General features: G+C 73.0%; 20 protein-coding genes. 13 read left to right on the forward strand and 7 right to left on the reverse strand.

Features of this window, described 5'->3' with window-relative positions:
* The first annotated feature begins 3 nt into the window (after nt 1-3).
* Nucleotides 4-462: a DoxX family protein gene (locus OG823_RS33160; protein ID WP_371484033.1), complete on the forward strand. Its 459-nt coding sequence runs from the start codon at nt 4-6 to the stop codon at nt 460-462.
* A 389-nt stretch (nt 463-851) separates the two neighbouring features.
* Here the strand turns inward: OG823_RS33160 and OG823_RS33165 are convergent, their stop codons facing one another.
* Nucleotides 852-1178 (reverse strand): carboxymuconolactone decarboxylase family protein, encoded by a 327-nt coding sequence (locus OG823_RS33165; protein WP_371484034.1) that lies wholly within the window; start codon nt 1176-1178, stop codon nt 852-854.
* A gap of 482 nt (nt 1179-1660) precedes the next feature.
* Here OG823_RS33165 and OG823_RS33170 point away from each other — a divergent pair, with 482 nt between their 5' ends.
* The 6 genes from OG823_RS33170 (at nt 1661) to OG823_RS33195 (ending at nt 8837) form a co-directional block, all read left to right on the forward strand.
* Nucleotides 1661-3151 (forward strand): APC family permease, encoded by a 1491-nt coding sequence (locus OG823_RS33170; RefSeq protein WP_371484035.1) that lies wholly within the window; start codon nt 1661-1663, stop codon nt 3149-3151.
* Nucleotides 3148-3585: a hypothetical protein gene (locus OG823_RS33175; RefSeq protein WP_371484036.1), complete on the forward strand. Its 438-nt coding sequence runs from the start codon at nt 3148-3150 to the stop codon at nt 3583-3585. Before OG823_RS33170 ends, OG823_RS33175 begins: the two co-directional genes overlap by 4 nt.
* Before the next feature lie 764 nt (nt 3586-4349).
* Nucleotides 4350-5462, forward strand: a complete 1113-nt coding sequence (locus OG823_RS33180; RefSeq protein WP_371484037.1) for a PP2C family protein-serine/threonine phosphatase — start codon at nt 4350-4352, stop codon at nt 5460-5462.
* Nucleotides 5463-5765: 303 nt separating this feature from the next.
* Entirely contained in the window at nt 5766-7547 is a 1782-nt protein-coding gene (locus OG823_RS33185; RefSeq protein WP_371484038.1) for a SulP family inorganic anion transporter, read from the forward strand.
* 127 nt (nt 7548-7674) lie between these two features.
* Nucleotides 7675-8178 carry a VOC family protein gene (locus tag OG823_RS33190; protein ID WP_371484039.1) on the forward strand — a complete coding sequence of 168 codons (504 nt, stop codon included), beginning with the start codon at nt 7675-7677 and terminating at the stop codon, nt 8176-8178.
* A 305-nt stretch (nt 8179-8483) separates the two neighbouring features.
* Nucleotides 8484-8837: a VOC family protein gene (locus tag OG823_RS33195; protein WP_371484041.1), complete on the forward strand. Its 354-nt coding sequence runs from the start codon at nt 8484-8486 to the stop codon at nt 8835-8837.
* 238 nt (nt 8838-9075) lie between these two features.
* On the opposite strand, the gene OG823_RS33200 is transcribed toward OG823_RS33195, so the two are convergent.
* The 5 genes from OG823_RS33200 to OG823_RS33220 all read right to left on the reverse strand — a co-directional run bounded on the left by OG823_RS33200 (nt 9076) and on the right by OG823_RS33220 (nt 18004).
* Nucleotides 9076-9861 (reverse strand): alpha/beta fold hydrolase, encoded by a 786-nt coding sequence (locus OG823_RS33200; RefSeq protein WP_371484042.1) that lies wholly within the window; start codon nt 9859-9861, stop codon nt 9076-9078.
* A gap of 184 nt (nt 9862-10045) precedes the next feature.
* Nucleotides 10046-12604, reverse strand: a complete 2559-nt coding sequence (locus tag OG823_RS33205; RefSeq protein WP_371484044.1) for a carbohydrate binding domain-containing protein — start codon at nt 12602-12604, stop codon at nt 10046-10048.
* Nucleotides 12605-12957: 353 nt separating this feature from the next.
* Nucleotides 12958-14007: a LacI family DNA-binding transcriptional regulator gene (locus OG823_RS33210; RefSeq protein ID WP_371484045.1), complete on the reverse strand. Its 1050-nt coding sequence runs from the start codon at nt 14005-14007 to the stop codon at nt 12958-12960.
* Nucleotides 14004-16586, reverse strand: a complete 2583-nt coding sequence (locus OG823_RS33215; protein WP_371484046.1) for a glycoside hydrolase family 2 protein — start codon at nt 16584-16586, stop codon at nt 14004-14006. Before OG823_RS33215 ends, OG823_RS33210 begins: the two co-directional genes overlap by 4 nt.
* Before the next feature lie 107 nt (nt 16587-16693).
* A complete protein-coding gene (locus OG823_RS33220; RefSeq protein WP_371484048.1) occupies nt 16694-18004 on the reverse strand; it encodes an ABC transporter substrate-binding protein in 1311 nt (436 codons plus the stop codon).
* A 665-nt stretch (nt 18005-18669) separates the two neighbouring features.
* Between OG823_RS33220 and OG823_RS33225 the strand changes: the two genes are divergently transcribed.
* Nucleotides 18670-19341 (forward strand): NADPH-dependent F420 reductase, encoded by a 672-nt coding sequence (locus tag OG823_RS33225; protein ID WP_371484050.1) that lies wholly within the window; start codon nt 18670-18672, stop codon nt 19339-19341.
* A gap of 167 nt (nt 19342-19508) precedes the next feature.
* Nucleotides 19509-19679, forward strand: coding sequence for a hydrophobic protein (locus tag OG823_RS33230; RefSeq protein WP_371484051.1), 171 nt, complete (start codon nt 19509-19511; stop codon nt 19677-19679).
* A 317-nt stretch (nt 19680-19996) separates the two neighbouring features.
* Here the strand turns inward: OG823_RS33230 and OG823_RS33235 are convergent, their stop codons facing one another.
* Entirely contained in the window at nt 19997-20986 is a 990-nt protein-coding gene (locus OG823_RS33235) for a GlxA family transcriptional regulator (RefSeq protein ID WP_371484053.1), read from the reverse strand.
* Nucleotides 20987-21057: 71 nt separating this feature from the next.
* Between OG823_RS33235 and OG823_RS33240 the strand changes: the two genes are divergently transcribed.
* From OG823_RS33240 to OG823_RS33255, 4 genes are all read left to right on the forward strand, one after another.
* A complete protein-coding gene (locus tag OG823_RS33240) occupies nt 21058-22512 on the forward strand; it encodes an MFS transporter (protein WP_371484054.1) in 1455 nt (484 codons plus the stop codon).
* 284 nt (nt 22513-22796) lie between these two features.
* Nucleotides 22797-23177: an STAS domain-containing protein gene (locus tag OG823_RS33245; RefSeq protein ID WP_371484055.1), complete on the forward strand. Its 381-nt coding sequence runs from the start codon at nt 22797-22799 to the stop codon at nt 23175-23177.
* A 222-nt stretch (nt 23178-23399) separates the two neighbouring features.
* Nucleotides 23400-24959, forward strand: coding sequence for a CHAD domain-containing protein (locus OG823_RS33250; protein ID WP_371484056.1), 1560 nt, complete (start codon nt 23400-23402; stop codon nt 24957-24959).
* Between the two features lie 207 nt (nt 24960-25166).
* Nucleotides 25167-25730: a type 1 glutamine amidotransferase domain-containing protein gene (locus OG823_RS33255; protein WP_371484744.1), complete on the forward strand. Its 564-nt coding sequence runs from the start codon at nt 25167-25169 to the stop codon at nt 25728-25730.
* Nucleotides 25731-25868 lie beyond the last annotated feature (138 nt).

Consider the following 25868-nt stretch of genomic DNA (forward strand, 5'->3'; position numbering starts at 1 on the left):
TCAATGCCACTCGTTCCCAGCGAAGCGGTCGCGACCGCACGGCCGTACGTCCTGGGCGCCTTCCGGGTCGTCATCGGCCTGCTGTTCGTATGCCACGGAGCCGCCTCACTGTTCGGCGTCCTCGGCGGAGCGAACGGCGGGGGCACCGTGGCCACACTGAGCTGGCCCGGCTGGTACGCCGCGGCCGTCCAACTGGTCGCCGGCGGACTGGTCCTGGTCGGACTGGGCACCAGGACGGCCGCGCTGCCGGCCTCCGGCTCGATGGCCTACGCGTACTTCTCGGTCCACCAGGAGCACGCCCTGTGGCCGCTGCAGAACGGCGGCGAGGCGTCGGTCCTGTACTGCTGGACCTTCCTGCTGATCGCGGTCACCGGCCCCGGCGGCCTGGCCCTGGACGGTCTGCGGGCCCGCCGCGGCCGGCCCGCGCCCGCCGGTGCCGAGCAACCGTCCGCCGCACTCTGAGCACGCCCGGCGGCAGGCCCGGCGCTACGTGGGGGGCCGTCCTCCGTCAGGGGCCCGCTCCCACCCCGCGCGCGGAACCCGGCAGCCCCCCGGGCCGCCCCAGCAGCTGCCGGTGCCAGGGCAGTTCGCGCCACCCGGTGGGGGAGCCGACAGGGCGCCGTGGCCGCCGGGCCCGCCTGATCGTCGACGCCGGCCGGCCCGGGCGCGGACCGCCGCCCGGCGGCTGCGCCGCTTCGCCCCGGAGGGGACGGGGCCGCCCGGCGCGGTGCTCACCGTTCTCCTCATCCGCGGCCCTTTCCCCGGGTCGCCCCCGGGGGCTCCGACGCCGGAGCCCGCCGGTTGTGGGGCGACCGGGGAAGGGCCGGGCCCGCACCCTCCGGGGGTGGCGACTACGCGGCGCCCCCGGCCTCCGCCGCGGCGACCGCGATGGTGATGCCCAGTGCCTCGGTGAGGTGGCCGGCCGCCGACATCACGCGGGCGGTCCCCACGATCGGTGCGACGGCGACCAGGAGGTCCTGGAGCTGCTCGCCGGTCACGCCCGACTGCATGGCCGGGTCGAGGTGGGCGAGGTAGGAGATCGTGGGTGCGTCCATGGCGACGAGCGCGGCGATCCTGGTGAGGATCATCATGTCCGGCGCCATGCCACATCGTTCGACCGAGTCGATCGTCATGGCGGCGAGGGTGTCGAGTACCGGGGTTTCGGACGTCGTTGTCATGATCGGCTGTCCTCCGAGTGAGGTGCGAACGACCGGCCGGGCGAGGCGAAGTCCGTTGGACGCCCGGGCCGCTTGCCTCCGAGACTAGGGTCCCGGTCCTGTTCCCGCATCGCGTGACGGCGGCGGCCCGGAGCCCGCCCCGAGCCTGACCGGAGCCCGCCCCGAGCCTGACCGGAGGCCCGACCGGAGCCTGACCGGAGGCCCGACCGGAGCCCGCCCCGAGGCCGACCGGAGCCCGCCCCGAGCCCGGACGCCGTCACCCCGGCGCCGGGCCTGCGAAACTGACGTCACCGAGGTCGGCCACCGCGCGATCCTTCGGCCACCGCGCGATCCGCAGCCGCCGGGCGGGTTCTCACGGCGGCGGTGAGGCGGCGCCCGGTGCGCTCGGATGGCCCAATCGGGTGTGCGACGGGTAGCGGTCTGTGATGAGCATGGGCTCGTGGCGTCCTCGTTCTGAGTCGCCTTCAGCGAGGAGGGACCAGATGAGTGCTGGAGATCTGCCGGCGGACGATGCCGGACGCCAGGGGAGAGCGAAGGCGGCGAGCGCGGTCCGCGCGGTGGCGGGGCCCCAGAAGATCAGCTGGTTGACGCTGGCGTTCATGACGACCAGCTCCGTGGCGAGCCTGCGGGCGTCGCCGACGATGGCCGTGTACGGCCTGGCCTGCGTCTTCCTCTACCTGGTGCCCGCCGTGGTGTTCCTGCTGCCCACCGCGCTGGTGTCGGCGGAGCTGGCCTCCGGATGGAGCGGCGGCGTCTACAACTGGGTCGCGCAGGGTCTGTCGAAGCCGGCGGCCTTCCTGGCCGTCTGGTGCCAGTTCGCCATGACGATCTTCTACTACCCCAGTCTGCTGGCCTTCGTGGCCAGCACGATCTCCTACGTGATCAACCCGGAGCTGGCCAGTAACGGCGTCTACACCGCGATCGTCATCGTGGTCCTCTACTGGACCGGCGTGTGGGTGTCCTCGCGCGGCACGAACGCCGTCGCGGGGCTGGCCTCCGGCGGGCTGATCATCGGAACGCTGATCCCCGGCGTGCTGCTGGTCCTCCTCGGGTTCGTCTTCCTCGGCCAGGGCAACGCATCCGCCGCCCCGATGAACTCCTCGCACATCTTCCCCGAGTGGACCGGCATCGCGAGCCTGGTGCTGATCGTGAACAACTTCCTGAGCTACTCCGGCATGGAGATGAACGCGGTTCACGTCAACAAGCTGCGCAACCCCGCCAAGGAGTTCCCGAGGTCGATGTTCCTGGCCATGGGCATGGTGCTGCTGATCTTCATCCTGCCGGCCCTGGCCATCAGCTGGGTCATCCCGGCGGACCAACTCAGCCTCACGGCGGGCGTCATGCAGGCCTTCGACGCCTTCTTCCAGTACTTCCACATCGGCTGGCTCGTCCCGATCGTCGCGTTCGCGCTGTGCGCCGCCTCGCTCGGCGGCATGCTCACCTGGCTGGCCGGACCCTCCAAGGGCCTGCTGCTGATCTCCCGCCAGGAGGGCTACCTGCCCCCGTACCTGCAGAAGCTCAACAAGCACGGCATCCAGCAGAACATCCTGGTCACCCAGGGCCTGCTCACCACGGTCATCGCCCTGCTGTACGCGCTGATCCCGAACGTCTCCAGCGTGTACTGGATCTTCTCGGTCATCACCACCCAGGTGTACCTGATCATGTACCTGCTGATGTTCCTGGCCGCCATCCAGCTGCGCCGCAAGCAGCCCGACCACCCGCGCGGCTACCGCGCCCCGCTGCTCACCACGCTGTGCGTGGTCGGCTTCGTCGCCTCGGCCCTGGCCATGGTGATCGGCTTCATCCCCTCCTCGCAGTTCGGCGGCGGGAGCGGCTGGGCCTACGTCGGTATCGTGGGCGGCGGCCTCGTGCTGCTCGGCGTGATCATCCCGTTCGGCTTCCTGAAGGCGCGCAAACCCAGCTGGCGGCAGCCCGACGCCGACGCCGCCGCGGTGGACGGAGGGCCGGCATGAGCGCCACCCGCATGTGGTCACAGCACCGATGGATCTACATCGGTGCGATCGTGGTACTGGTCGCCATGATGATCATCGGACTGTTCACGTACACCCAGCAGAAGGCCACCAACGAGGCCCACCGCAAGGCGGACCGACTGAACCAGGCCCTGGTCGCCAAGGGCTTCGCCTCGCGCAACACCGGCAACATCGCCGACACCCTGGGCACCGACGGCGGCGTGGTCTGCACCGACCCGAACTCGGCACTGAGGCGGGGCCTGTGGCTCGTCCAGATCGCCAACGGTGCGGGCGGCCCGGGGATGCGTCCGGTGATCGCGGACCAGCGGATCCTGGAGGCCGGCGCCGAGGTGGTCAAGGTCTACTGCCCGGAGAAGCTGGACGACTACCAGAAGAAGATCGGCAACCTGAAGACCTCGGACACCGTCAACAACTGACGGGCCGCCCCGGGGCGCGGGGCCGTCGGACGGGCGACAGCCGCCTGTCCGTCGGCCCCGCGCCCCGGCTTCGGCGTGTGCGCCCCGTTCGGGTACGGCGAGGGCCGGTACGGGTACGGATCAGCGGCCGGTGGACCACCCCGTGTCGCAGGAGACGGGATATCTCGGATAATCGGTACCTGTCCAGGAGCCTGCGGAGCCGCGTACTACCGGACAATCGGGGCTGCCGCACCGCCCGGTTGGAGTCGGTGGCGGCCTGCTCGGCCGGCCCGGGCTGCGTGTTCTCGGGTATGGGTCTCCCTTTCGGACGGCGTGCGGGGCGGAGGCGTGACCGTCCGGGCGTCACCGCCACTCTCCGCGCAGCACGGCGGCCGGAGGGCCGGGTGTACTCCATCGGGAGGACAGCGGGTGGATCCGGAGCACACCCGACCCCCGTCGTCGCCCGGTGGCGTCGCACGCGGCGCAGCCCGCGCCCGCTCGCGCGCCCGCTGCGCGACGGGGGCTCCCGGTGGTCGCCCGTCCACCGGGAGTCCACCCGGCGACCGGCTCTCCCGCACCCGGCCGGAGGTCCCGGCACGACGGGACCTCCGGCCGCCGTCCGGGCGGTGCGATTGGGTAAAGTGGAGGCAAAGACGAGAGCGCCGCCAGCACCGCCGTGATCCGGCCCTACGCCCGCCGCGCCCCACATCCGGGCTCGAACGACGCCACCACGGCGACGGGTCCGCTGGTTCGCGCCGGTGCTCCAGGTGCGGAAGGAGGACATCGTGAAGAGGCAGGACCGGCTCACGGGCAGCTTCTACCGGTGGCTGCCGGCCGCGGCGATGCTCGCGGTCGCCCTGACGGATCACGTGACCTGGCAGAACACCAGCCTGCTACCGCTTTTCGCGGTCGGCCCGGCCCTCGCCGCGGGCGCCGGGCCCAGGCGACGCGTCGCCTCCGCCACCGCCGCCGCCATCGTCCTGTGCGTGGTGACCGCCGCCTCCCACAGTCGGCTCGAGTCCACCCGCTTCGCGGTGGCGCTCACCGCCGTCGTCGTCGTCGCGATCGCCTCCTGGTACGTGGCGACGCTGCGACTGCGCACCGAGAAGGAACTCACGGACGTCAGAGCCGTCGCGGACACGGTGCAACAGGTGCTGCTCGGCCCGGTTCCCGCCCGGACGGGCAGCGGCAGACTCGCGGTGTCGTACACCTCGGCAGCCGAGGCGGCCCGGATCGGCGGAGACCTCTACGAGGCCGTGCCGCTCCCGGGGGGCTCGGTGCGGATCATCGTCGCCGACGTCCAGGGCAAGGGCCTCCCGGCCGTCCGCACCACCGCGGTGGTCCTCGCCGCCTTCCGGGAGGCCGCCCCCTACGCCGAGCGGTTGGACGAGGTGGGCCGGCGCATCGAGCGGGCCCTGGCCAGGCGCACCGAGAGCGACCGCTTCGTGACCGCCGTCCTGGCCGAGATCGCGGAGGACGGATCCGTCGACCTCCTCAACTACGGGCACCCCGCTCCACTGGTGCGCCGCGCCGACGGCCTGCTGGAATCCGTCGAGCCGCAGTGTCCGGGGCCGCCCCTGGGCCTCGGCAGCCTGACGGACGCCGGCCCGGGCCGGGACCTGATCACGCTGGCGCCCGGAGACCGGATCCTCTTCCACACCGACGGCCTGACCGAGGCACGCGACCCCTCCGGCGAGTTCTACCCGGTCCTGGCCCGCGCCGGTGCACCGCTGTCCGAGCCCGACCCGGACGAAGCCCTCGCTCGCCTTCGCGAGGACGTCGCCCGCCACACCCGGGCCCCGCTCACCGACGACTCCGCGTTCCTCCTGTTCCAGCACACCTCACCCCTCGGGGCCGCTCTGCCCCCGGCCGACCCGCACGCGGATCGCGCGACCTGACGCCGCGTCGTCGCCCGCTCCGCCGGTCACGCGTTCGGACGCGCCGGGCGTGCGTGCCGGGCTCCGCCGAGGCCGAATGGGTGGATGCGCGCGTTTCCGCGCGGCCGTCGGCCTGCGGGGAGGACTGCCGGAGATGACAGCGACTCCCCGTTCAGGAGCACGGCGCAGGCTTCGCAGCGGGGGCGACACCTCGGCGCGCGGTCCCGACGAGGGCGACACCTCGGCGCGCGGTCCCGGCGGGAGCGGCGCGAAGGCACCGCGGCCGGCCGAGCCGGTGATCGCCCCGGCCGTCGTGCGCCCCGCATGAGTCGGCGTGACGCCGAGGGCGGTGGCTCCGAGGGCCGTGACGCCGAGGGCCGTGCCTCCAGGGACGGCGCCTCCGAGAGTCGCGACGCCAGGGACGGCGACGACGGCGACGACGGCGCTCCGACGCTCGTCGGGCGGGCGCTGAAGCAGACCCGCCGCCTGGCTGCCCGGCTCGGCCGGCCGAAGCCCGCCGACGTCACCTCGGGGATGGTCACCGGCCTGTTCTCCATCCCCGAGGGCATGGCCTACGCGGCGATCGCCGGCTTCAACCCCGTCTCCGGCCTGTTCGCGGGTGTCGTTCCGCCGATCCTCGGCTCGCTCACCGCACCCACCGTGCTCATGGTGACCACGCTCACCAGCGCCATCGCCCTCACCGGGCAGAGCGTTCTCGCCGACGCGGGCCTGGACCCGCACGACCCGGGCAACATCGCCACGCTGACCGTGCTGGTCGGAGTGATCATGCTGCTCCTGGGCGTCCTGCGGCTGGGCGTCGTGCTCAGCTTCGTCTCCAACGCCGTCATGGTCGGCTTCTCCACCGGCATCGCGCTCCAGATCATCACCGGTGTCCTCCAGGACGCCACCGGCTACGAGCCTCGCGGTCACAACAAGCTCGCCCAGCTCGCGGACTGGCTGACCCACATCGGCAGTTGGCAGCTCACCCCGACGCTCGTCGCGACGGCCACCGTCGTCGTATGGGCGCTCGCCCGCCGGGTGAAGCGTCTGGAGCCGGTGGCGTTGCTGATCGCCATGGTCGTGATCAGCGTGTTCGTCGCCGTGGCCGGCAGCGACGTCGAACTGGTCCGCGACATCGCCGACATCCCCGCCGCGCTGCCACACTTCACCGCCCCTTCGTGGGCGGCCGCACCCCACCTGGCCGCCGGCGCCTGCTCGGTCGCCCTGGTGGCCCTCGCACAGGCGGCCGGCATCGCCCCCTCCGTGCCCAACCCCGACGGAAGCCGCTCCAGCGTCAACGGCGACTTCCTCTCCCAGGGCGCGGCCAACCTCGGCGGCGGACTCTTCCAGGCGCTGCCCAGCGGCGGCTCACTCTCCCGCACCGGCGTCTTCCTGGCCCTGGTCGTGCTTCTGCTGGGATCCCTCGCCGAGCGCATCCCGATGCCGGTGATCGGCGCCCTGATTCTCGTCGTCGGCGGGGAACTCGTCTGGGGAAAGCAGGCCGACATCCTTCTCGTGCTGCGTACCTCGAAGCTCTCCACCGCCGCGATGGCGGGCACGTTCCTCGCCACCACCCAGCTGCCACTCCAGCGGGCGATCGTGATCGGCGCGGTGCTCTCCCTTCTCCTCTACTGCGTCCAGGCCGCCCGCACCGCCCACTTCACCGCCCTGGTCCGCGACGACGCCGGCCGCTGGACGCCGGAGCCCGTCCCCGAACGGCTGGCGGCCGACCACGTCACCGTGCTGGAGTACGAGGGCACCAGCTTCTTCGCCGAGCTGCCCACCCTGCGAACCCGGCTGCCCGATCCCGTCGGTGCCCGCAACGCCGTACTCGTCCTGGTGGTGCGCACCGCGCCGGACATCCCCTCCTCCGCCATCCTCAAGGCCCTGCGCCACTACACCGACACCCTTCAGCGCGAAGGCGGACGGCTCGTCCTGGCTGGCGTCCATCCCGCCATCGCCGAGATGCTGGAACGGACCGGCCTCACCGAACGGCTCGGTCGGGACGCCCTGATCCTCGCCGAAGGTCCCGTCCTCGGCCCGCTCGACAGGGCACAGGCCGAGGCCGAACGGTGGATCGCCACAAGACGCCGGGGCGCCCCCTGAGACCACCGGGCAGCGCGGCGGAGCAGGCGGGCGGACGGGCTGCGGAGCGGGCGGACGCGTGGTCACCGTGCGTGCGTGGGTCCCGGCGCCTACTGTCGTCGGGAGAGCCGAAGAGCGGGAGGACAGCATGCCCGAACAGAAGATCACCACCTTCCTGTGGTTCGACCACCAGGCCGAGGAGGCGGCACGGTTCTACATCTCGTTGTTCCCGGACTCCCGGATCCTCTCGGTGCAGCGTTACGGCGAGGTGGGCCCCGGCGAGGCGGGCTCGGTGATGACGGTGGCGTTCGAACTCGCCGGCCAGCAGCACCTGGCGCTCAACGGCGGCCCGCTGTTCCCGTTCACCGAGGCGATCTCGCTCCAGGTCAACTGCGACGACCAGGCGGAGGTCGACCGGCTGTGGGCCGCTCTCACCGAGGGCGGCGGACAGGAGAGCGACTGCGGTTGGCTCAAGGACCGGTACGGGCTGTCCTGGCAGATCACCCCCCGACGGTTGATGGAACTGCTCGGCGACCCGGATCCGATCGGCGCTCAGCGGGTGATGCGGGCGATGCTGCAGATGAGGAAGATCGACATCCAGGCGCTGGAGGACGCCTACGCGGACGGCGGCGAGACCGCCCCGGCCTCGTAGGCGCGGATCACCGGCTGGAGCCGGGATCTCAGAGTCGGGAGGCCGTGCGTCGAACAGGAGCGGTCGGCGGAGCCGTGGGCCGGTGCCCCGGCCGTTCTCGACCGGGCCTTCAGCGGGCCGGGGGCCGGGTGGCCTCCGGCCCGTTGCGGGTGACCCGGGGGATGCTCGGACGTGTGGGTCGGCGGGGCCGCCACGGCGGCGATCGGCCTCTGCCTCGACCCGGTCGACCGGCTCCGCTCACCGGATTTCGCCGCGCTCGGGGCGAGGCGTGGGACGGGCGGGTCCGGCCCTGGCAGGATGGCGGCATGGAACGTGTGCTGGGAGTCGGCGGATACTTCGTGCGAGCCGCCGATCCGGTGGCTCTGGGCAGTTGGTATCGCGAGTGCCTCGGTCTGGACGCCGATGAGAACGGCCTGTGGCGTCAGGAAGCCGGGGTGACGGTGTTCGCGGCCTTCGAGGCCGACACCGAGTACTTCGGCTCCCGCGCCCAGCAGACGATGCTGAACTTCCGGGTCCGCGACCTGGAGGCGATGCTCGCGCAACTGCGCGCCGGCGGAGCGGACGTGGCCGAGGAGACCCAGGACATGGAGGGTGTCGGCCGATTCGGCTGGGTCACCGATCCGGAGGGCAATCGGATCGAGCTGTGGCAGCCCAGCTGACACGGCCTCACTCAGGCAGTGACGTGCTGTCCACCTGTGGTTCGAAGCAGCTCGCGGCGGCGTCCCGGCAGCGTTGCGGAGGCGGGATCGCGGTCCTCACCTCCCACGCCTCCCTCACCTCCCACGCCTCTTACGTCTCTTACGCCTCCCAGGACCTCGGGGTGGACACCGGCGGGTGGGTGGCCCGGAGTACACCTCCGTCCGCCGAGACATCCGGACGGTGGACGTCGACGAGCCGTCACGTCTCGTCGGACCGCGCGGGTGTGGTCTGTGCGGGCGTGCGCTTCGCCGGTGCGGTCCGGGCGGGCGCGGGCTTCGCCGGGGAGGCGGGCTTCGGGAGGATCCATCCCTCCAGCGAGGCGGTGAAGCCCTCCGGGTCGTCGCGATGGATGGTGTGACCCGCGCCGGGAACCACCCGGACGGTGTAACCGCGTGCGCGCAACAGGGCGGCGTCGGCCGAGCCGATCCGCCTGCTGGGGTCGGCGAGTTGGACGAGCGAGGCGCGGCCGGGCGCCGGCGGCAGGCCGGGGCATGCGAGCAGCGCGTCGGCGGAGCGCGGGTCCCACTTGGCGAGCGCGTCGAGTTCGTCATCGAGGTCCGCCTGCGTCCAGCGTGGGTGCAGCACGCGCAGGTCGGCGCGGCTGGCGTGCTTGGCGGCGCGTAGGGCGGGCAGATCACGCGGCAGGTCGACCCAGGCGGGGTCGCTGTAGACGGCGCGGGCGGGCGCCAGACGGTCGGCGGCGAGCAGCAGGGCCAGGGCGCCGAGGGAGTGCCCGAGTGCGAGGTCGGCGCCCCGGGGCAGGGTGTCCACGAGGTCCTGGGCGAGCTCTTCGGGACGGTGGCCCTGCCGCCCGGTGGCGGCGGGTGCGGCGCCGTGGCCCCGTAGGTCGACCGCGATCACCCGGTGGCCTCGGGCGGCCAGTTCGGGGCCGATCCGGCGCCACGTCCGGTGGTCGGCCATCAGGCCGTGGACCAGCAGGACCGTGTGGTGCCCGTGGCCCCAGGTTCGGACGGGAAGGATCATGGCGGTGGCTCCTGACGGCCGGGGTGGCACTCCGGTGGCGGGCGCTGCCGGCGGTGTCGGCGATGCCGGCGATGCGACGCCGGTCGGATCCCGGGTGGACGGGGTGGACGGGGCCGGTGGCCGGGAGCCGCGAGGGCGTCCGGCCACCGGCGGTGGAGGTGAGCGGGGAGGGGGAGGAGTCCGCCTAGCGGGCGGCGGTGATGCTGTCGATCCAGGCGGTGCCGGTGGCGGCCGTCCCGTTGAAGTAGAAGGACAACTGGCTGATCCGGCTGGTGTCGAGGGCGCCGGGGGAGGCCCAGCCCGGGTTCTTGAACGAGCTGAGCGGCAGCGTGATCCGGCCGCCGTCGGTGGCGGAGAGCGGGACGGTGGTCTCCCAGTAGACGCCGTTGGCGACGAACTGCACGGTCAGTGCCTGGTCGGCGCTGCCGTCGGAGCGCGCCCACAGGGTCAGGTGGTCGGCGCCGCCCCAGTCCTGTGCGGAGGGGAAGGAGCGGATGATGCCGGCGTAGCCGGGCGCGCCGTGGTCGTAGGCCGCGCGCAGGCTGTGCCCCGGGCCGTCGGCGTGGGCGGCGTCCAGGCTGGTGGTGACCGCTCCGCCGCCGGTGTTGCGGGGGTAGGCGGAGGTGAGGGCGGCGTCGGAGGCGTACCCCTCGAAGTCCTCGACGGTGAGGTCGGCGGTGGTGAAGGCGGCCGGCGCGCCGTCGGCGATGGTGGACCCGGCGCCGTTCACGGCGGTGACGCGGTAGTGGTAGTCGGTGTTCGGCTGGAGGTTGACCGGCGGGGTCCAGGTGGTGGTGCGCAGTCCGTCGGCCTGGATGACGGGGTCGCTCAGGTCGGCGTTCTTGGAGACGGTGAGGTCGTAGTAGGCGGCGTTCGGGGCGGCGGTCCAGCTGAACGCGGTGTGGGTGTCGATGGCGGTGGCGCCGCCGGTGGGGGTCTGCTGGAACGCACCGGGGGCGGCGGTGGCCGGGGAGGCGGTCGCCGCCGTCCAGGAGGCCCGGGTGAGCGGTGCCGGGTGCCGGTCGGCCTGCCAGCGCAGGCGCACGTGGGCGGCGCCCCGCAGATCGTCCAGGGCCAGCACGGTGTGGTCACCCTGGCGTTGGAGGGCCGGGGCGGCGTCGGTCCACGTACTGCCGTCGGCCGAGACCTGTACGGTCGGCAGGGTCGCCCGGTCGGTGGTGGCGAAGTCGGCACGGAAGCCGGCGAGGCCGGGACGGCTCCAGGTGATCTGGCCGGCCGCCCTCGGGGCCGGGGCCACCCGGACGTCGGCGCCGTCGGGGGTGACGGTCAGGCCGTCACTGTGGTCGGAGTTCAGGGCGAAGGTCTGCAACGGGTCGGCGACGGCGTCCTGCGCGGCGCCGGCGCCGAGGGCGGCGGAGGTGGCGATCGGGCGCCCGGCGCGGTCGAGGGCCACCACCCGGTACCAGGCCGAGCCGGCAGGGGTGGTGGTGTCGGTCCAGGGGGCGTCGTTGTCGGACAGCGTCGCCGGGCCGACCGGGCCGACCGGGCCGACCGGGCCGAAGGGGCCGTCGGGGCCCTGGGTGGAGCGCTCGACACGGTAGCCGTCCGCGCCGGCGGAGCCCCGCCAGGCGATCTGGTTGATACCGCTGTTCTTGGTGACCGCGGTGACCAGGGGAGGGGTGACGGGGACGGCGGGGCGGTTCGGGTCGCCGTCGACGGTCCGCGCGAACGCCGACTCGGCGAGCACGGTGGCGTGCATGGCCGCGGTGTCACCCGGGTAGTGCAGGGTGAATCCGTCGTCGTGCTGGACGTAGCCGTGGTCGTCGGCGTGGCCGAACAGCGACCAGGACAGGGCACCGGTGACGTTAGGGTCGTCGGCGAGGGCGAGCGCGTCGGCCGCGGTGACACTGGTGGTGCCGTGTTCGCCCGCGAGGTACACCTTGCCCCTGGCCGTCACGGTGCGGGCGTCCGCCGACTCGGTCGCGGCGCTGCTCGGGTAGTAGTGCACGTCGACGATGTCGACCTGGGACGAGCCGAGGGCGCTGGGGTCCACGCCCTGCTGGCGTCCCGCGGAGACGAGCTGACGGGGCGCGAGGCGGTGCAGGTGCGCGCCGATGTCGTCGGTCCAGGCGGGCGTCATGTCGTTGAGTTCGTTGCCCAGCGACCAGGACATGATGGTCGGGTCGTCCTTGTAGGCCAGCCCCGTGTAGGGGTTGACGTGGTTCAGGACGTGGCTGATGTAGTCCTTGTACGCGGCGATCGCCCGGGGGTCGGTGTAGAAGGCCTTCGGATCCGCGAGGCCGAGCCACTCGGTGATGTCCGTGTGGCCGCCGGAGTAGTAGGTCCACTGGTCGGTGAGCGGCACGACCAGGCGCAGACCGAGCGCGCGGGAGCGGGCGACGGCGTAGTCGATCGGGGCGAACGCCTGCTCGTTGTACCGGCCGAGGGCCGGTTGGATGCACTCGGCGCAGCCCAGCGATGTGCCCAGCGTGTGGGACCGGACCACGGTGGCGTTCATGGCACGGACGGTCCTGAGCGCGTCGTCGATGCGGAAGTACGTCGGGTGGGCGACACCGCCGACGTTCTCGTCGAGCCCGAGCCAGTAGAGGTTGGTGCCGCCGAAGCGGAAGGGCTTGCCCTGCAGGGTCAGATGGGCGCCGTCGCGGGTGACGAACGCGTCGGCGGCGGCCTGCGGCGGGCGGGCACCGGCCGGGGCGGCGGACAGGGCGACGGCGAGGCAGGCCGCGACGGCGGTGGCGGCGCGGCGGGCGGCTCTGGGCATGGAGTGCCTCTCGGGGAGCGGTGGCGGGGAGGGGCCCTCGGCGGCGGACACGGCCCGGGCGGGCACGCCGAGGGTGGGTGTGCCGAGGGTGGGTGTGCCGAGGGTGGGGTGGGGCTGACGGAGGTCACGGCCGGGGCAGGGCGCGCCGGGACTGGGCGCGCCCTCGGTCGGACGGAGACGGACGGAGACGGACGGAGTCGCACGGAGTCGCCGGGACCGGCGACCGGTGGGCCGTGGCCGGTCGGGGAGCGGAGCGGGCCGCGGTCCGGCAGCCACAGGTGCCTGGTCGACCGGCAGGTGGATGACCACGCGGACGACCAGGCGGACCGGTGGACCGGCGGACGCCGAGGGCGTCAGACGGCGGCGCGTCCGCTGCTGCCCCGGGGCACCAGGACGAGCCGGGGGGCCTGGCCCGATGCGGGGGTCTCGCGGTTGATGACGGCGAACAGGCGCCGGGCCGCCTCGGCACCGAAGCCGAAGACGTCGTGGCTCATCGCCGACAGGGTGGGATGGGTGAGCTGGCAGAGCTGGGAGTCGTCCCAGGCGACCAGGCTCAGGTCGGCCGGGACGGAGAGTCCCATCTCGCTGGCGACGGACAGGCCGGCGACGGCCATGATGTCGTTGTCGTAGATGATCGCCGTGGGCGGACGGGGGGAGGTCAGCAGGGTGCGGGTGGCGCGCGCGCCCTGTTCGCCGGAGTAGTCGGTGGGAATGGAGCGGGCCTCCTCCAGGCCGAGCTCGCGGGTGATCGCCTCCAGCGCGGCGGTGCGGATGATGGTGTGCCCGAGGGCGGCGTTGCCGCCGACCCGGCAGATCCGTCGGTGGCCGAGGAAGGCGAGATAGCGCACCGCCTCCTCCACCGCCGCCGCGTCGTCGGTCCACACGGAGGCGAACCGCCCGGTCAGATGCGGGTGCCCGACGGCGACGGCCGGCAGGCCGATCCGCTCCAGCGCGGGGATGCGCGGGTCGGCGTCCGTCAGGTCGACGATGATCGATCCGCTGATCCGGCGGCTCTGCCACCACTCGGTCTGGATCTCGATCTCCCGGTCGGTGTCGCGCACGAGGTGGAGGAGAAGGGAGCAGGACTGCTCCTCCAGCACGCTCTTCACACCGGAGATGAATTCCATGTAGTACGGTTCCAGGCCCAGTTGGCGGGCCGGTCGGGCGATGACCAGACCGATGGTGTCCGTCCGGCGGCCGTTGCCGGAGAGCGCCTTGGCCGCCTGGCTGGGCTGCCAGCCGAGTTCGGCGGCCGCGGCCAGGATCCGGGCCCGGGTGGCGTCCGAGACGCCCGGCCGGTTGTTGGCCGCCAGCGACACCGCCCCAATGGAGACTCCGGCGCGCGCCGCGACGTCCTTGATGGTGGCGCGGCGCGGCGCCGGACCACCGGGAGCGGTGGTCATGCGCGCCGGCCCCGGGAGCGCGGCGAGTTGACGCAGCGCAGCGCGGCGGTGAGGTCGGCCGTCGGCCCGGCGTCCGGCCAGTCCCGTACACGCAGGACGGTGCTCTCGCCCGGCAGCAGGGTGGTGAGGCCCTGGTCGGTGCGCGCGTCGGGGTGCAGGCGGTCGGCCTGGAGGAGGAGGTCGCGCAGCAGCGTGCGGGCGGTGACGGTGATGTCGGCTCCGCCTCGGCTCGGGGTGACGGTGATGTCCATGGCGCCTTCAGGATAGGCGAAGTCGGCGTCGCCGACGGCGAAGTGCCAGGCACGCAGACCGTCCGCCTCGGCCGTCCACAGCTCCTTGCCGGGATCGCCCGCGCCGGCGACCGCGGCGGGCACCTCGACCAGGGCGACCGCCCGGGCCTCGGCGTCGAACGCGAGCTCGGCGGCGGCGAGAACCGCGCCGTCGGCCGAGACCCGCCGGACGGTGAGACCACCGCGCCACCGCTGCGCACCCTGGTTGACGACCGCCAGGACGAGGCGTCCCTCGCGCTGCTGGAAGGTCAGCAGCCGGTCCGCGTAGAGGCGGCGCAGCTCGTGGTAGAGCGGCTTGGGGCGGGCGTCGCCGTCGATGGCGGCCCAGGAGGTGACGGGCCAGCAGTCGTTGAGCTGCCACAGCACCGTGCCGGCGCAGCGCGGCCAGTGCGAGCGCCAGTGCTCGACGCCGGTCGCGACGGCGCGGGCCTGGTTCACCTGGGTGAGGTAGTGCCACTCGTCGAAGTCGGCGGGGGCGGTGAAGTGGTGGGCGAGGCCGCGGTCCAGCTTGCCGTTGCCGTCCTCGGCCTTCTGGTGGTGCAGCATGCCGGGAGAGTCGGGGGCGAGGGCCTCGTCGGGGAGCGCCCGGAGCAGCGTGGCGTGGGTGGGCGGTGCCTGCCAGCCGAACTCGGCGACGAACCGGGGGACGCTGGAGAGGTAGTCGCCGTGGTCCTGGCGGTTCCACACCTCCCAGGAGTGCGAGGTTCCGTGGTCGGGGTGGTTGGGAGTGTGGTCCCAGGAGCCGGACCAGGGGCTGCCCGCCCAGTAGGGTCGGGTCGGGTCGGTCTGCGCGACGACGCGCGGCAGCAGCCCGAGGTAGTAGCCCTCGCCCCAGGAGTCACCGGCCAGGTCGGACTCCCAGCCCCACTCGGCGAAGCCCCAGAGGTTCTCGTTGTTGCCGTTCCACAGCACCAGGGAGGGGTGCGGCATGAGGCGGGCGACGTTCTCGCGGGCCTCGGCCTCGACCTCGCCGCGCAGCGGCTGCTCCTCGGGGTAGGCGGCGCAGGCGAACAGGAAGTCCTGCCAGACGAGCAGACCGAGCTCGTCGCACACGTCGTAGAAGGCGTGGTCCTCGTAGATGCCGCCGCCCCAGACCCGGACGAGGTCGACGTTGGCGTCGGCGGCCTGCTGGAGCCGCTCGCGGTAGCGGGCCGGGGTGACACGGGTGGGGAAGACGTCGTCGGGGATCCAGTTGACGCCGCGGGCGAAGATCCGGATCCCGTTGACGACGAGGGTGAACCCGCTGCCGTGCTCGTCGGCCGCGGTGTCCAACTCGACCGTACGGAAGCCGATCCGCCTGCTCCAGCTGTCCAGTTCGATCCCGTGCTCGTCGGTGAGCCGCAGCAGGCAGTCGTACAGCGGCTGGGCCCCGTAGCCACGCGGCCACCACACCTGTGCGTCCGGCACCCGCAGGGTGACCAGGGCGGAGTCCTCGCCCGCCGCGACGGTGACCTGGTGCCGGCTCCCGCCGATCTCGGCGGTGAGGGTCAGCTCGCGCAGTGCGCCGGCCGTCGTGCGCTCCAACGCGACCCGCAGTTCGACCTGACCGGTCGCCGGCGGCTCGGCCGGCTGCTGTTCGGCCGGCCGCTGCTCGGCCGTCTGCTGTTCGGTCCTCTCCGGGTCGGTCGTCTCCCGGTCGGTCGTCTTCCGGTCGGTCGTCTTCCGGACCGTGACGAGCGGGCGGACCTCGGCCAGCCGGGCGGTCGACCACTGCTCGATCCGGGCCTGGCGCCAGATGCCGGCGGTCACCAGGGTCGGCCCCCAGTCCCATCCGAAACCGCAGGCCATCTTGCGGATGTGGTTCGTCGGCTCCGGGTACGAGTTGGGTCGCTCACCCAGCAGAGCGCGGACGGCCTCGGCCTCGACGTAGGCCGAGGTGAACCGCACCGAGAGCGGCGTTCGGTCGGCGTCGAGCAGTTCGGTGACCTCGAAGCGGTAGCTGCGGTGCATGTTGCGGGTCGCCCCGAGCCGTCGGCCCCCGAGGGTGATCTCGGCGACCGTGTCGAGGCCCTCGAAGACCAGGTCGGCACGTTCGTACGCGCCGTCCCGCGCCGGTACCGCGGTGTCGTACGTCCAGTCGGCGCGCCCGACCCAGGCGACCTCCGTCTCGTTGAGCCCCAGGTAGGGGTCCGGGATCAGGCCGGCGGCCAGCAGGTCCGTGTGCACGCAGCCGGGCACCTGCGCGGGCACGGCCGTGTGCAGCAGGCTCGCCGGGGCCTGGGCGGGCGTGTGCCGGGACGGATCCAGCCGCAGCGTCCAGCCGTCGGTGAGCGGCGTGCGGACAGTCATGCGTTTCTCCTTGGTGCGGGTCGGGCCGGTGGGCCCGCGAGAGGGTCGGCGGTCGCTCGGTGAGCCGCCCGGCAAAAAGGGCGGCCGGGCAAGACCGGCGGCCGAGGTCAGCCGGCGGAGTTCAGCGCTTCGGACCACTTCTTGTCGAGGTCGGCGAAGAAGCTGTCCATGTCACCGCCGGCCGCGCCGCGCGCCACGTCGACCAGGTGCTGGCGGTAGTCCTGCGAGGTGATGCCGATCTCCGAAGCCTTGTCGATCTTGGCGACCTGCACGGCCGCGGCCTGGGCCTCGGGGATGAACTTGACGCCCTTGTCCTGGAACGGCTGCACGGTGGTGGGAAGCGCGGTGCCCTTGACGGAGGAGATCGAGCCCTCGGCGGCGGCATTGCCCGACTTGGTGATGAACCAGTTGAGCCAGGCGCTCGCGGCCTCCTTGTGCTGGGAGTGCACGTTCACGGCGTACTGGTAGTCGGGTCGCAGGACGGAGCAGAAGTGGCCGTCGACCTGTGCGGGAAAGGGCATGAACGCGATGTCGGCGGGATCCTGCCCGGCTGTCCTGGCCGCGGCCTGCATCTGCGACACCGCCCAGGAGCCGAGCCACATCGAGGCGACCTTGCCCGTACCGAGCAGGGCTTTGGAGTTCTCCCAGTTGGTGGTCGTGGGGTCCGGTTCGGAAAGCTTGTCGTGGACGACGGTGTAGAGGAGCTTGTCCGCGCTGTAGAGGTCCTTGCCGGCGGACCACGGCGCTGCGGTGGTCGCCAGCGCGTCGTGCGCGCCCGGGTCGCACGACGGCGAGCCCATGGCGTTGGTCCAGTTCGTCAGCGGCCAGCCGTCGTGGTAGTTCGTGTAGTACGGCGTGGCCCCGGTCCTGTCCTTGATCGCCTGGAGGTCGGCGACGAACTGCTCGGGTGTGGTCGGCCAGTCGGTGACACCGGCCTTCGCCCAGAGCGCCTTGTTGTACACGAAGCCGTTCGCCACGCCGAAGTTGGCGATGCCGTAGACCTTGTCGCCGACAGTGGCGTGGTCGGTGTAGTCGAACTTCGCGGAGAGGTCGGCGGCGGAGCCCAACGGGGCGAAGAAGGTCGGGTACTGGCCGACCGACAGCGAGTTGGGGATCAGCAGCACGTCGCCGTAGTTCTCGGTGGTCATGCGGATCTTGGTCTCGCCCTCGTAGTCGGTGAGGCCCTCGAAGCTCACCTTGACGTCGGGGTAGGTCTTGTTGAACTCGGCCGCGTACTTCTTCAGGGTCCCGTCGGAGACCAGGTCCGTGCGGTTGGTCAGCACCGTGATGTCGCCGGAGACCTTCGCCGGGTCGCCCGAGGCGATCGCGGCCGACCCTCCGCCGCCCCCACTGCTACCGCTACAGGCAGTGAGCACCGTCATCGTCGCTGCGGCGACGGCTAGCCATCCTCTTCGCATATCCGCTTGCTCCTTGTGCTGATCGGTCATTGATCACGAGAGCGGCTCCGCTCGGGCTCAGAACGAGCGGTGGCCGATGAGCGCTTAACCTAGACGTCATATAGAAGGCTTGTCCATAGACCGGTCAAGGTTGTTATTCAGGGGATGTTCAAGCTTTTGCGGCCTGATTTACTAAAACAAAACTAAAACGGAAGCCGGAGGGTGGATCCGTTCGTCCGGCTGTGAGGGGCCGCCGGATCCCGCTCGCCCGGTGGTTTCGCGCCGATGGCCGGCCGGCTCCCCCGACCGGGCCCGCCGAGACGAGTGGGCTGCAGTCCGCAGAATTGTCACTCTGCGTAGTTCGAGGCGAGGGCGGTTCCGACCGGTCGGTGCTCCCGGCGACCCCCGTTCCCCGGTGGCCCGCGCTGCGGGCGTGCCACCGCGAGCGGTGGCGCGGTGCGTCGGCCGGAGCTCTCGTGGTCTGTCGCGGATCGGCCGGGCCGGCGCGGACGGATGCGGAAAGGTGCGGACGAAGACGGAACGGGGCGGCGCGGTACGGCTGGGCCCCGCGCGGTGTGTCCCTCTTTCGGGTGGAATCCGTGGCCCCGGCGGCCCGGAGCGGAATGTCCTGCCGCCCGGCGGGGTTCGGGCCCACGAGGACAAGTTTCCGCACCCTTGGAGAGCTCATGAAGATCGGCATCATCGGCGCCGGCAACATCGGCGGCAACCTGACCCGTCGTCTCACCGCCCTGGGCCACGACGTGTCCGTGGCCAACTCCCGTGGCCCCGAGACCCTGAAGGCCCTCGCCGAGGAGACCGGCGCCACCCCCGTCGAGGCGGCCGAGGCGGCCAGGGGCGCGGCCGTCGTGGTGGTCACCGTCCCCCTGCTGAAGGTGCCCGACCTGCCCGCCGGCCTCCTCGACGGAGCCGCCGAGGGCTTCGCCGTGATCGACACCAACAACTACTACCCGCAGGAGCGCGACGGCCGGATCGCCGCCATCGAGGACGGCGGGCTGACCGAGAGCCGATGGGTCGAGGGGCACCTCGGCCACCCGGTGATCAAGGCCTTCAACGGCACCTACGCCCAGGACCTGCTGGACAAGGCCCTCCCCGCCGGCGACCCCGACCGGATCGCCCTTCCGGTGGCGGGCGACGAGGAGGTGGCGAAGAGGACCGTCCGCGCCCTCATCGACGAACTCGGCTTCGACTCGGTGGACGCGGGCGGCCTGGACGACTCCTGGCGCCAGCAGCCCGGCACCCCGGTCTACGGCCTGCGTGCCGGCGTCGAGGCGGTCACCAAGGCGCTGGCCGAGACCTCCCCGGAACGCCCCGAGGAATTCCGCGGCCAGAGCCGGTGATGGCGGGAGGCCGGCCCCGGGCGTGGGGCGGGGCCCCGCGCCCGGGCCCCACCTCGCTCACCCGCCGGTCACCGTCGGTCGGACGTCACGATGAGTGTCCGGTGCGATAGGAGTATCTGGTCCGGACCAGGGCAGTCGGTTGTTCGACACTGACTGTGGAGGTCGCAATGGTTCCCCTTCTTCTCGTCCTGCTGCTGGCGTTGCTCCTGTTCGGAGCTGGCTTCGCCGTGAAGATCCTCTGGTGGGTGGCCGTCGTCGTCCTGGTGGTCTGGCTGGTCGGCTTCCTCGCCCGTGGCACCCACTCCTCCGGCAGCCGCCACCGCTGGTACCGCTGGTAGGCGGCGGCGCCGGGGAGACACCCGAGTGGGGCTCGCGCGCGTGCGCGGGCCCCACTCGGGTGTGCTCGCTGAGGCCCGCAGCACCCCGGAACGCGGGCCCTCTGCCCCGGCGGCCGGGTGCGCTCGACACCTGGCCGTCATCCGCCGTGCCGACGGGGCCGTAGAGGAGCTCAACACCGGCGGTACCCTGCGAAGCCCGCTGCTGCTGCTGCCGCCCGCCCGCGACCGGCCGGCGGAGACCGGTGCGCCCGCCGGGACCGGGGCACGTGCTCGGCCGCCCCGAACTCGCGACACCGGTGGTGCCGCTCAGCGCCGGCCTACCCGGCCTCGGCCGAGCGGAAGGCGCGCCGGTAGGCGGCGGGCGTGGTGCGCAGGGCCTCGTGGAAGCGCCGGCGAAGGTTGACGGCGGAGGAGAGACCGACCCGGCGTGCGATCGTCTCCACGGGCAGGTCGGTCTCCTCCAACAGCGCCCGGGTGGCGGCGATCCGCCGGTCCAGCAGCCAGCGGCCGGGGCTGATGCCCAACTGCTCGGTGAAGCGCCGGGTCAGCGTGCGGGCCGAGACCTGGGAGCGGAGCGCCATCTCGGCGACGCTGACCGGTTGATCCAACCGCCCGGCCAACCACTCCAGCAGCGGGGCCAGCGAGTCGGCGACCGGGCCGGCGGTGGGCAGCTCGGCGTACTGCAGCTGGCAGCCCTCGCGGTGCGGCGGCATCACCATCTGCCGGGCGATCCGCATCGCGTACGCGGCGCCCTGATCGGCGCTCACCAGGTGGAGGCAGAGGTCCGCGCCGGCCGCCGATCCGGCGCTGGTGGCGACGTCGCCGTGGTCGACGTAGAGCACCGCGGGGTCGACCCGGACCAGTGGGAACCGGGCGGCCAGCTCGGTGGCGCGAGTCCAGTGGGTGGCGGCCCGCCGGCCGTCCAGCAGTCCGGCGGCGGCGAGCACGAAGGCACCCGAGCAGAGGCCGACGATCCGCGCGCCGCGTTCGTGGGCGCGGCGGACCGCCGCGACCACCGCCGGCGCCACCTCGCTGCCGGCCGGCTGCTGCCAGCCGGGGACCAGCACGGTCTCCGCGCGCTCCAACGCGTCCAGGCCCGCCGTGACCAGCACGTCGTAGCCGACCTGGGTGCGCACCGGACCGGGGAGCTCGGTGCAGACCTCGAACGCGTAGCGGGCCGGGACCGCCGGGCCGTGGTCGCCGAACACCTCGGTCGCGCAGGCCAGCAGGAAGGTCGACTGCGGGGGCTGCAAGAGGGCCACGACCCGGTGCGGCGCCGTGGCCGCAGGCAGCGAACGAAGCGTCATGGCGGGAAAGTACCCCATCGTGTCGTTCGGGACACTGGAGTGACCGATTGGTACAGACCACTATCTCTGCTGTGACCACCACGCGGCCGCAGAGCCAGACCCAGAGCCAGACCCAGAGTCCGCCCCCGTCCCCCTCCCCGCCCCCGCCCCCCTCCCCGACCCAGGCCCGGACCGGGAGGTGGATCCGGATCCGGACAGCGCGGGCCGACCCGCCGACCGCCAGGTCGCCCGCCCGGCCCCCGTTGTGGGACCGACGGTTCACGCTCTACTTCACCGCCCGTACGGTCTCGCTGGTCGGCGACGCGATGATGCCGGTGGCCGCGGCGCTCGCGGTCGGCGCGTTGTACGGGATCTCCGGGGTCGGCTTCGTCCTCGGCGTCTGGACCGGGACCTTCGTCGTCCTGGTCCTGTTCGGCGGGGTGTTCGCCGACCGGATCGGCGCGCGGCGGATGATGATCGGCGCGGACCTCGCCCGGGTGTTCACCCAGGGCGTGCTGGCCGCCGCCTTCTTCGCCGGGCCACCGCCGTTCTGGCTGCTGGTGACCATGGCGGCACTGGCCGGATCGGCCGCCGCGATGTTCCAGCCGGGGGTGAACGGGATGATCCCGTTGGTCGCCCGCGAGCCGCAGCGCGCCAACGCCACGCTCAAGGTGGCCGACGCGCTGGCCCAACTGCTCGGTCCGGCCCTGGCGGGGCTGCTGATCACGTTGACCGGCGCCGGCACCGTGTACGCGATCGACGGCGCCACCTTCCTGCTCAGCGCGTTGTGCCTGGCGTTCATCCGGATCACCCCGGCCGACGCGCCCACGGCCGCCCCCGCCGCCCCCGCCGCCGCCGCCGACGCCGACGGCGACCGCGCCGACCGCACCGGCGGTTCACTCCGTCGCGACCTGCGCCAGGGCTGGCAGGAGTTCCGTGCACGCACCTGGATGTGGGCGGTGATCCTGATCTGGATGGGCTACGGCGTGCTGCTCTTCGGCCCGCTGATACCGCTCAGCTCGGTGCTGGTCGGTGCCCGGCTCGGCCCGAACGCCTACGGCCTGGCGGTCTCCTTCCTCGGCGTCGGAACGGTGCTCGGCGGCCTGTTGGCGCTGCGCCTGCGCCCGGCCCGGCCGTTGGCCGCCGGCGCGGTGGCGATGGCGCTCTACACCGTGCTGCCGCTCTGCGTGGCACTGGGCGCCGGCCTGCCGGTGCTCCTGGCCGGCCACGTACTCGGCGGCGGTGCCTGGGCCTTCTGGTCGGTCATGTGGGCGACCAGCGTGCAGACCCACACCCCGCCCGCGGTGCTCAACCGCGTCACCGCCTACGAGCTGGCCGGTTCGGTGTCCGGGATCGCGCTCGGCCAGATGGTGGCGGGGCCGGCCACCGCGCTGGCCTCCCCAGACCGGCTGCTGCTGGTGTCGGCGGGGGCCTGCCTCGCGGGCTGCGTGGCACTGTTCGCGATCCCGGCGATTCGCACGCTGCGCCGCGCCGCTCCCACGGACGGCGCGACGCCGGGGGCACCGGGCGATCCGGACGGAGCGTGAGCGGCCCGGCGATCCCCGGGGATCTCCGTCCCCCGCTCGCCCCGGGACGCCGCAGCCGCTCCTGACGGGGCCGGACGGATCGGGCGGATCGGGGTGGGGCGAGGCGGGCGGATCGGCCAGGGCGGGCCGGGCGGGCCGGGCGGGCCGGGTGGGGGTGGCGGGTGGTCAGCGTCTGGCGCGAATGCGGACGCCGAGGGTACGGCGCTCTCCATGGGGGTGTGCTGAGCGCGGCCGCCCCCCTACGCTTGCGAGGTCACCCGCTCGGCAGGCAGGAAGGTTCGCTCATGACCGAACCCGCAGACCCGTCCTCCCCCCTCACCATCACCGCCCGCGAGAGCACACAGGGCCCCGTCGTCGCACCCGTCGGCGCGATCGACTTCGACAACGCCCCCCACCTGCGCATCGCGCTCCACGAAGTCCTCGACCGCATTCCCGCCCCACGGGTGGCTGTGCTGGACCTGTCCCAGGTCACCTTCTGCGACTCCAGCGCCCTCAACGCCATGCTCCTCGCCCACCGACAGGCCCAGCGAACCGGCACCCAGCTGCGCCTGGCCTCGCCGGGCGGGATCGTGGCGAGGATGCTGGAACTGACCGGTGCCGACCAGGTGTTCCCCGTCGACCGGCGACCCCCGCTCGACGCCGAACCGGACAGCAGGGTCGCCTGAGAGAGCGGCGTCACCGGGGCCGCCGTCGGTTTCTCGCCCGGGGCGGCGGGTGCAGGTGCCCGGGCGGTTCTCCCGACGTTGCCGGTTGCAGGTTGCTCTTCGCCGGTAGCTCTCCGCCGGTTGCTTGTCGCAGCCTGCTGCGCCGGTGCTTCCGCGACCGGCCGGCCGCAGTCCGACGCCGCGGACGCGATTGGTTCGCTCCTGCCCGGGTAGCCGCCGACCATGGGGACTGTTCACGAGGAAACCGAGCGCAAGTACGACGGCGTGCCCGGCCGCCCGTTGGTGGCGGCGGGACTTCCGGACGTCATCGACGTCGCGGCGGGGAAGGCGGAGAACCTGGACGCGGTCTACTACGACACCGCGGACCTGCGCCTCCTCCGGTCAGGACTCACCCTGCGTCGCCGTACCGGCGGGCACGACCCGGGCTGGCACCTCAAGATCCCGCGTGGTGACGGACACCGCAGCGAGTACGGCCTGCCGTTGGAGGCGGGGGAGGAGGAGAGTCCTCCCCGGGAGTTCGTCGTCCGCACCCGTGGCATCGCGCGGGGGATGGGGCTGCACCCGGTGGCGCGCCTGCACACCCGCCGTGAACGGGTGGTCCTGATGGATCCGGACGGCCGGCAACTGGCGGAACTCGCGCGCGACGAGGTGTGCGGGCAGGTCATCGACGCCGCGCGCACCGGGCGCCGCCGACCGGGTGGCGCGCCGGGCCCGAGCGGATCGGTCACCGACGTGACCGAGGTGATCGCCTGGACCGAGACCGAGGTGGAACTCATCAAGGGCCCGCGCGAGCTCCTCGACGCCGTGGACGAGGCACTGCGTGACCAAGGGCTCCAGCCCGCTGTGACCTCCTCCAAACTGGAACGGGTGCTCTCCGACCGCCTGCCGCCGCGTCCGCGACAGACCGAAGCCGCGGCCGGGTCCGTCGGCGAGGCGCTGACGGCCTACCTGCGGGCGCAGACGGCGCAGATCCGCGAACTGGACCCGGCCGTCCGCCTCGACGAACCCGACGCGGTGCATCGGATGCGGGTCGCCGTCCGCCGGCTGCGGAGCGCGCTCACCGCACACCGCCGCCTGCTCGCAGCGTCGACGGTGGATCATCTGTCGGAGGAACTGCGCTGGCTCGGCCACGTCCTGGGAGAGGCCCGCGACGCCGAGGTGTTGGGCCTCCATCTCAGCGACCAGGCCGCGACCCTGCCCCCCGCGGCGCATCCCGGCCAGGTGGTCTCGCGCGTCCGCGCATGGTTCGGTGACCGCTACGCCGAGGCCCACCGCGCGGCCGTCCGAAGCATGGACAGTCGTCGCTACTACGCCGTCCTGGACGCCCTCGGCGAACTCGCCGCGGCGCCGCCGCTGCGTGGCCGGGCCGGCCACGGCCGGGCAGAGGTCCGCCGCGCACTGCGGCGGGAGAAGCGGCGAACCGGGCGGCGGCTCGACCGCGCCCTGGACATGGCGCCGGGGCCCGGGCGCGACCGCGCGCTCCACCGCGCCCGCAAGGCCGCCAAGCGAGCCCGGTACACGGCGGAGAGCGTGGCGCCCCCGACCGGGTCCGGAGCCCGCCGCTACGGCAAGCGGATGAAGAAGATCCAGCAGGCGCTCGGAGCGCATCAGGACGGTGTGGTCGCCGAGCAGGCCGTGCTGGCGCTGGCCGCGGCGGCCACGGGCGACGGAGGCGGCACGGACGTGGCGTTCGGGTACGGCGTGCTCTACGCGATGCAGCGGCAGGGCGCGCAGGAGCAGCTCGACACGGCGCGGCGCCAGTGGGATCGCCTGGACCACTGATGCCCGGAACCCGGTTCTGAGCCTGATCTGAGCCGGATCTGAGCCGGTTCGGAGTCGGCTCGGAGCCGGTTCTGAGCCGCGCCGGAGCCCGATACCGGACCGCGCGACCCGCTCGGCCGTTCCGATGTTTCGCCCGTCGACGAACGGCAAGGCGAGCCAGGACAGCATCATCGTCGTCGCCGAAACGGAGTGATCATCGTGGTCTCCCTGCAGGGCAAGTCCGTCGCCTTCCTGGTCGCCCCCGAAGGGGTGGAGCAGGTCGAGCTGACGGAGCCGTGGAACGCGGTGCGGGAGGCGGGAGGCACCGCCGTACTCGTGTCCACCCGAGAAGGGCTCGTCCAGGCGTTCAACCACCTGGACGCCGGGGACACCTTCCCCGTCGACGCGGCGCTGGACGGCAGCGTGGAGGGGGCCGCCGCCACCGCCGCCGGATTCGACGCCCTGGTGCTGCCGGGTGGCGTGGCCAACCCCGACCAGTTGCGGACGGATCCGGCGGCGGTGGCGTTCGTCGGGGCGTTCTTCGCGACCGGCAAGCCCGTGGCGGCGATCTGTCATGCCCCGTGGACCCTCATCGAGGCTGATGTCGTTCGCGGTCGCACCGTGACCTCATGGCCGAGTCTGCGGACCGACCTGGAGAACGCGGGAGCCCACTGGACCGACCAGCGGGTCGAGGTGTGCTCGGCCGGCCCGGCCGTCCTCGTCACCAGCCGCAAGCCCGACGATCTGCCCGCCTTCAACGAGGCGCTGGTCGAGCAGTTCGCCAAGGCCTGAGCCGACCACCGTCGGGGACGGGGCGTCGGGGACGGGGCGTCGCACCCGGGGTGGGACGCCCCGTTCGGCGGGTCGGCCGATCTCGGCCGACCCGATTCGCCGGTGCGCGGGTGAGTCGGTGAACGGTCAGGGCCGGTG

Origin of the sequence: Kitasatospora sp. NBC_00315, assembly GCF_041435095.1 — a bacterium.
Classification (GTDB): Bacteria; Actinomycetota; Actinomycetes; order Streptomycetales; family Streptomycetaceae; genus Kitasatospora.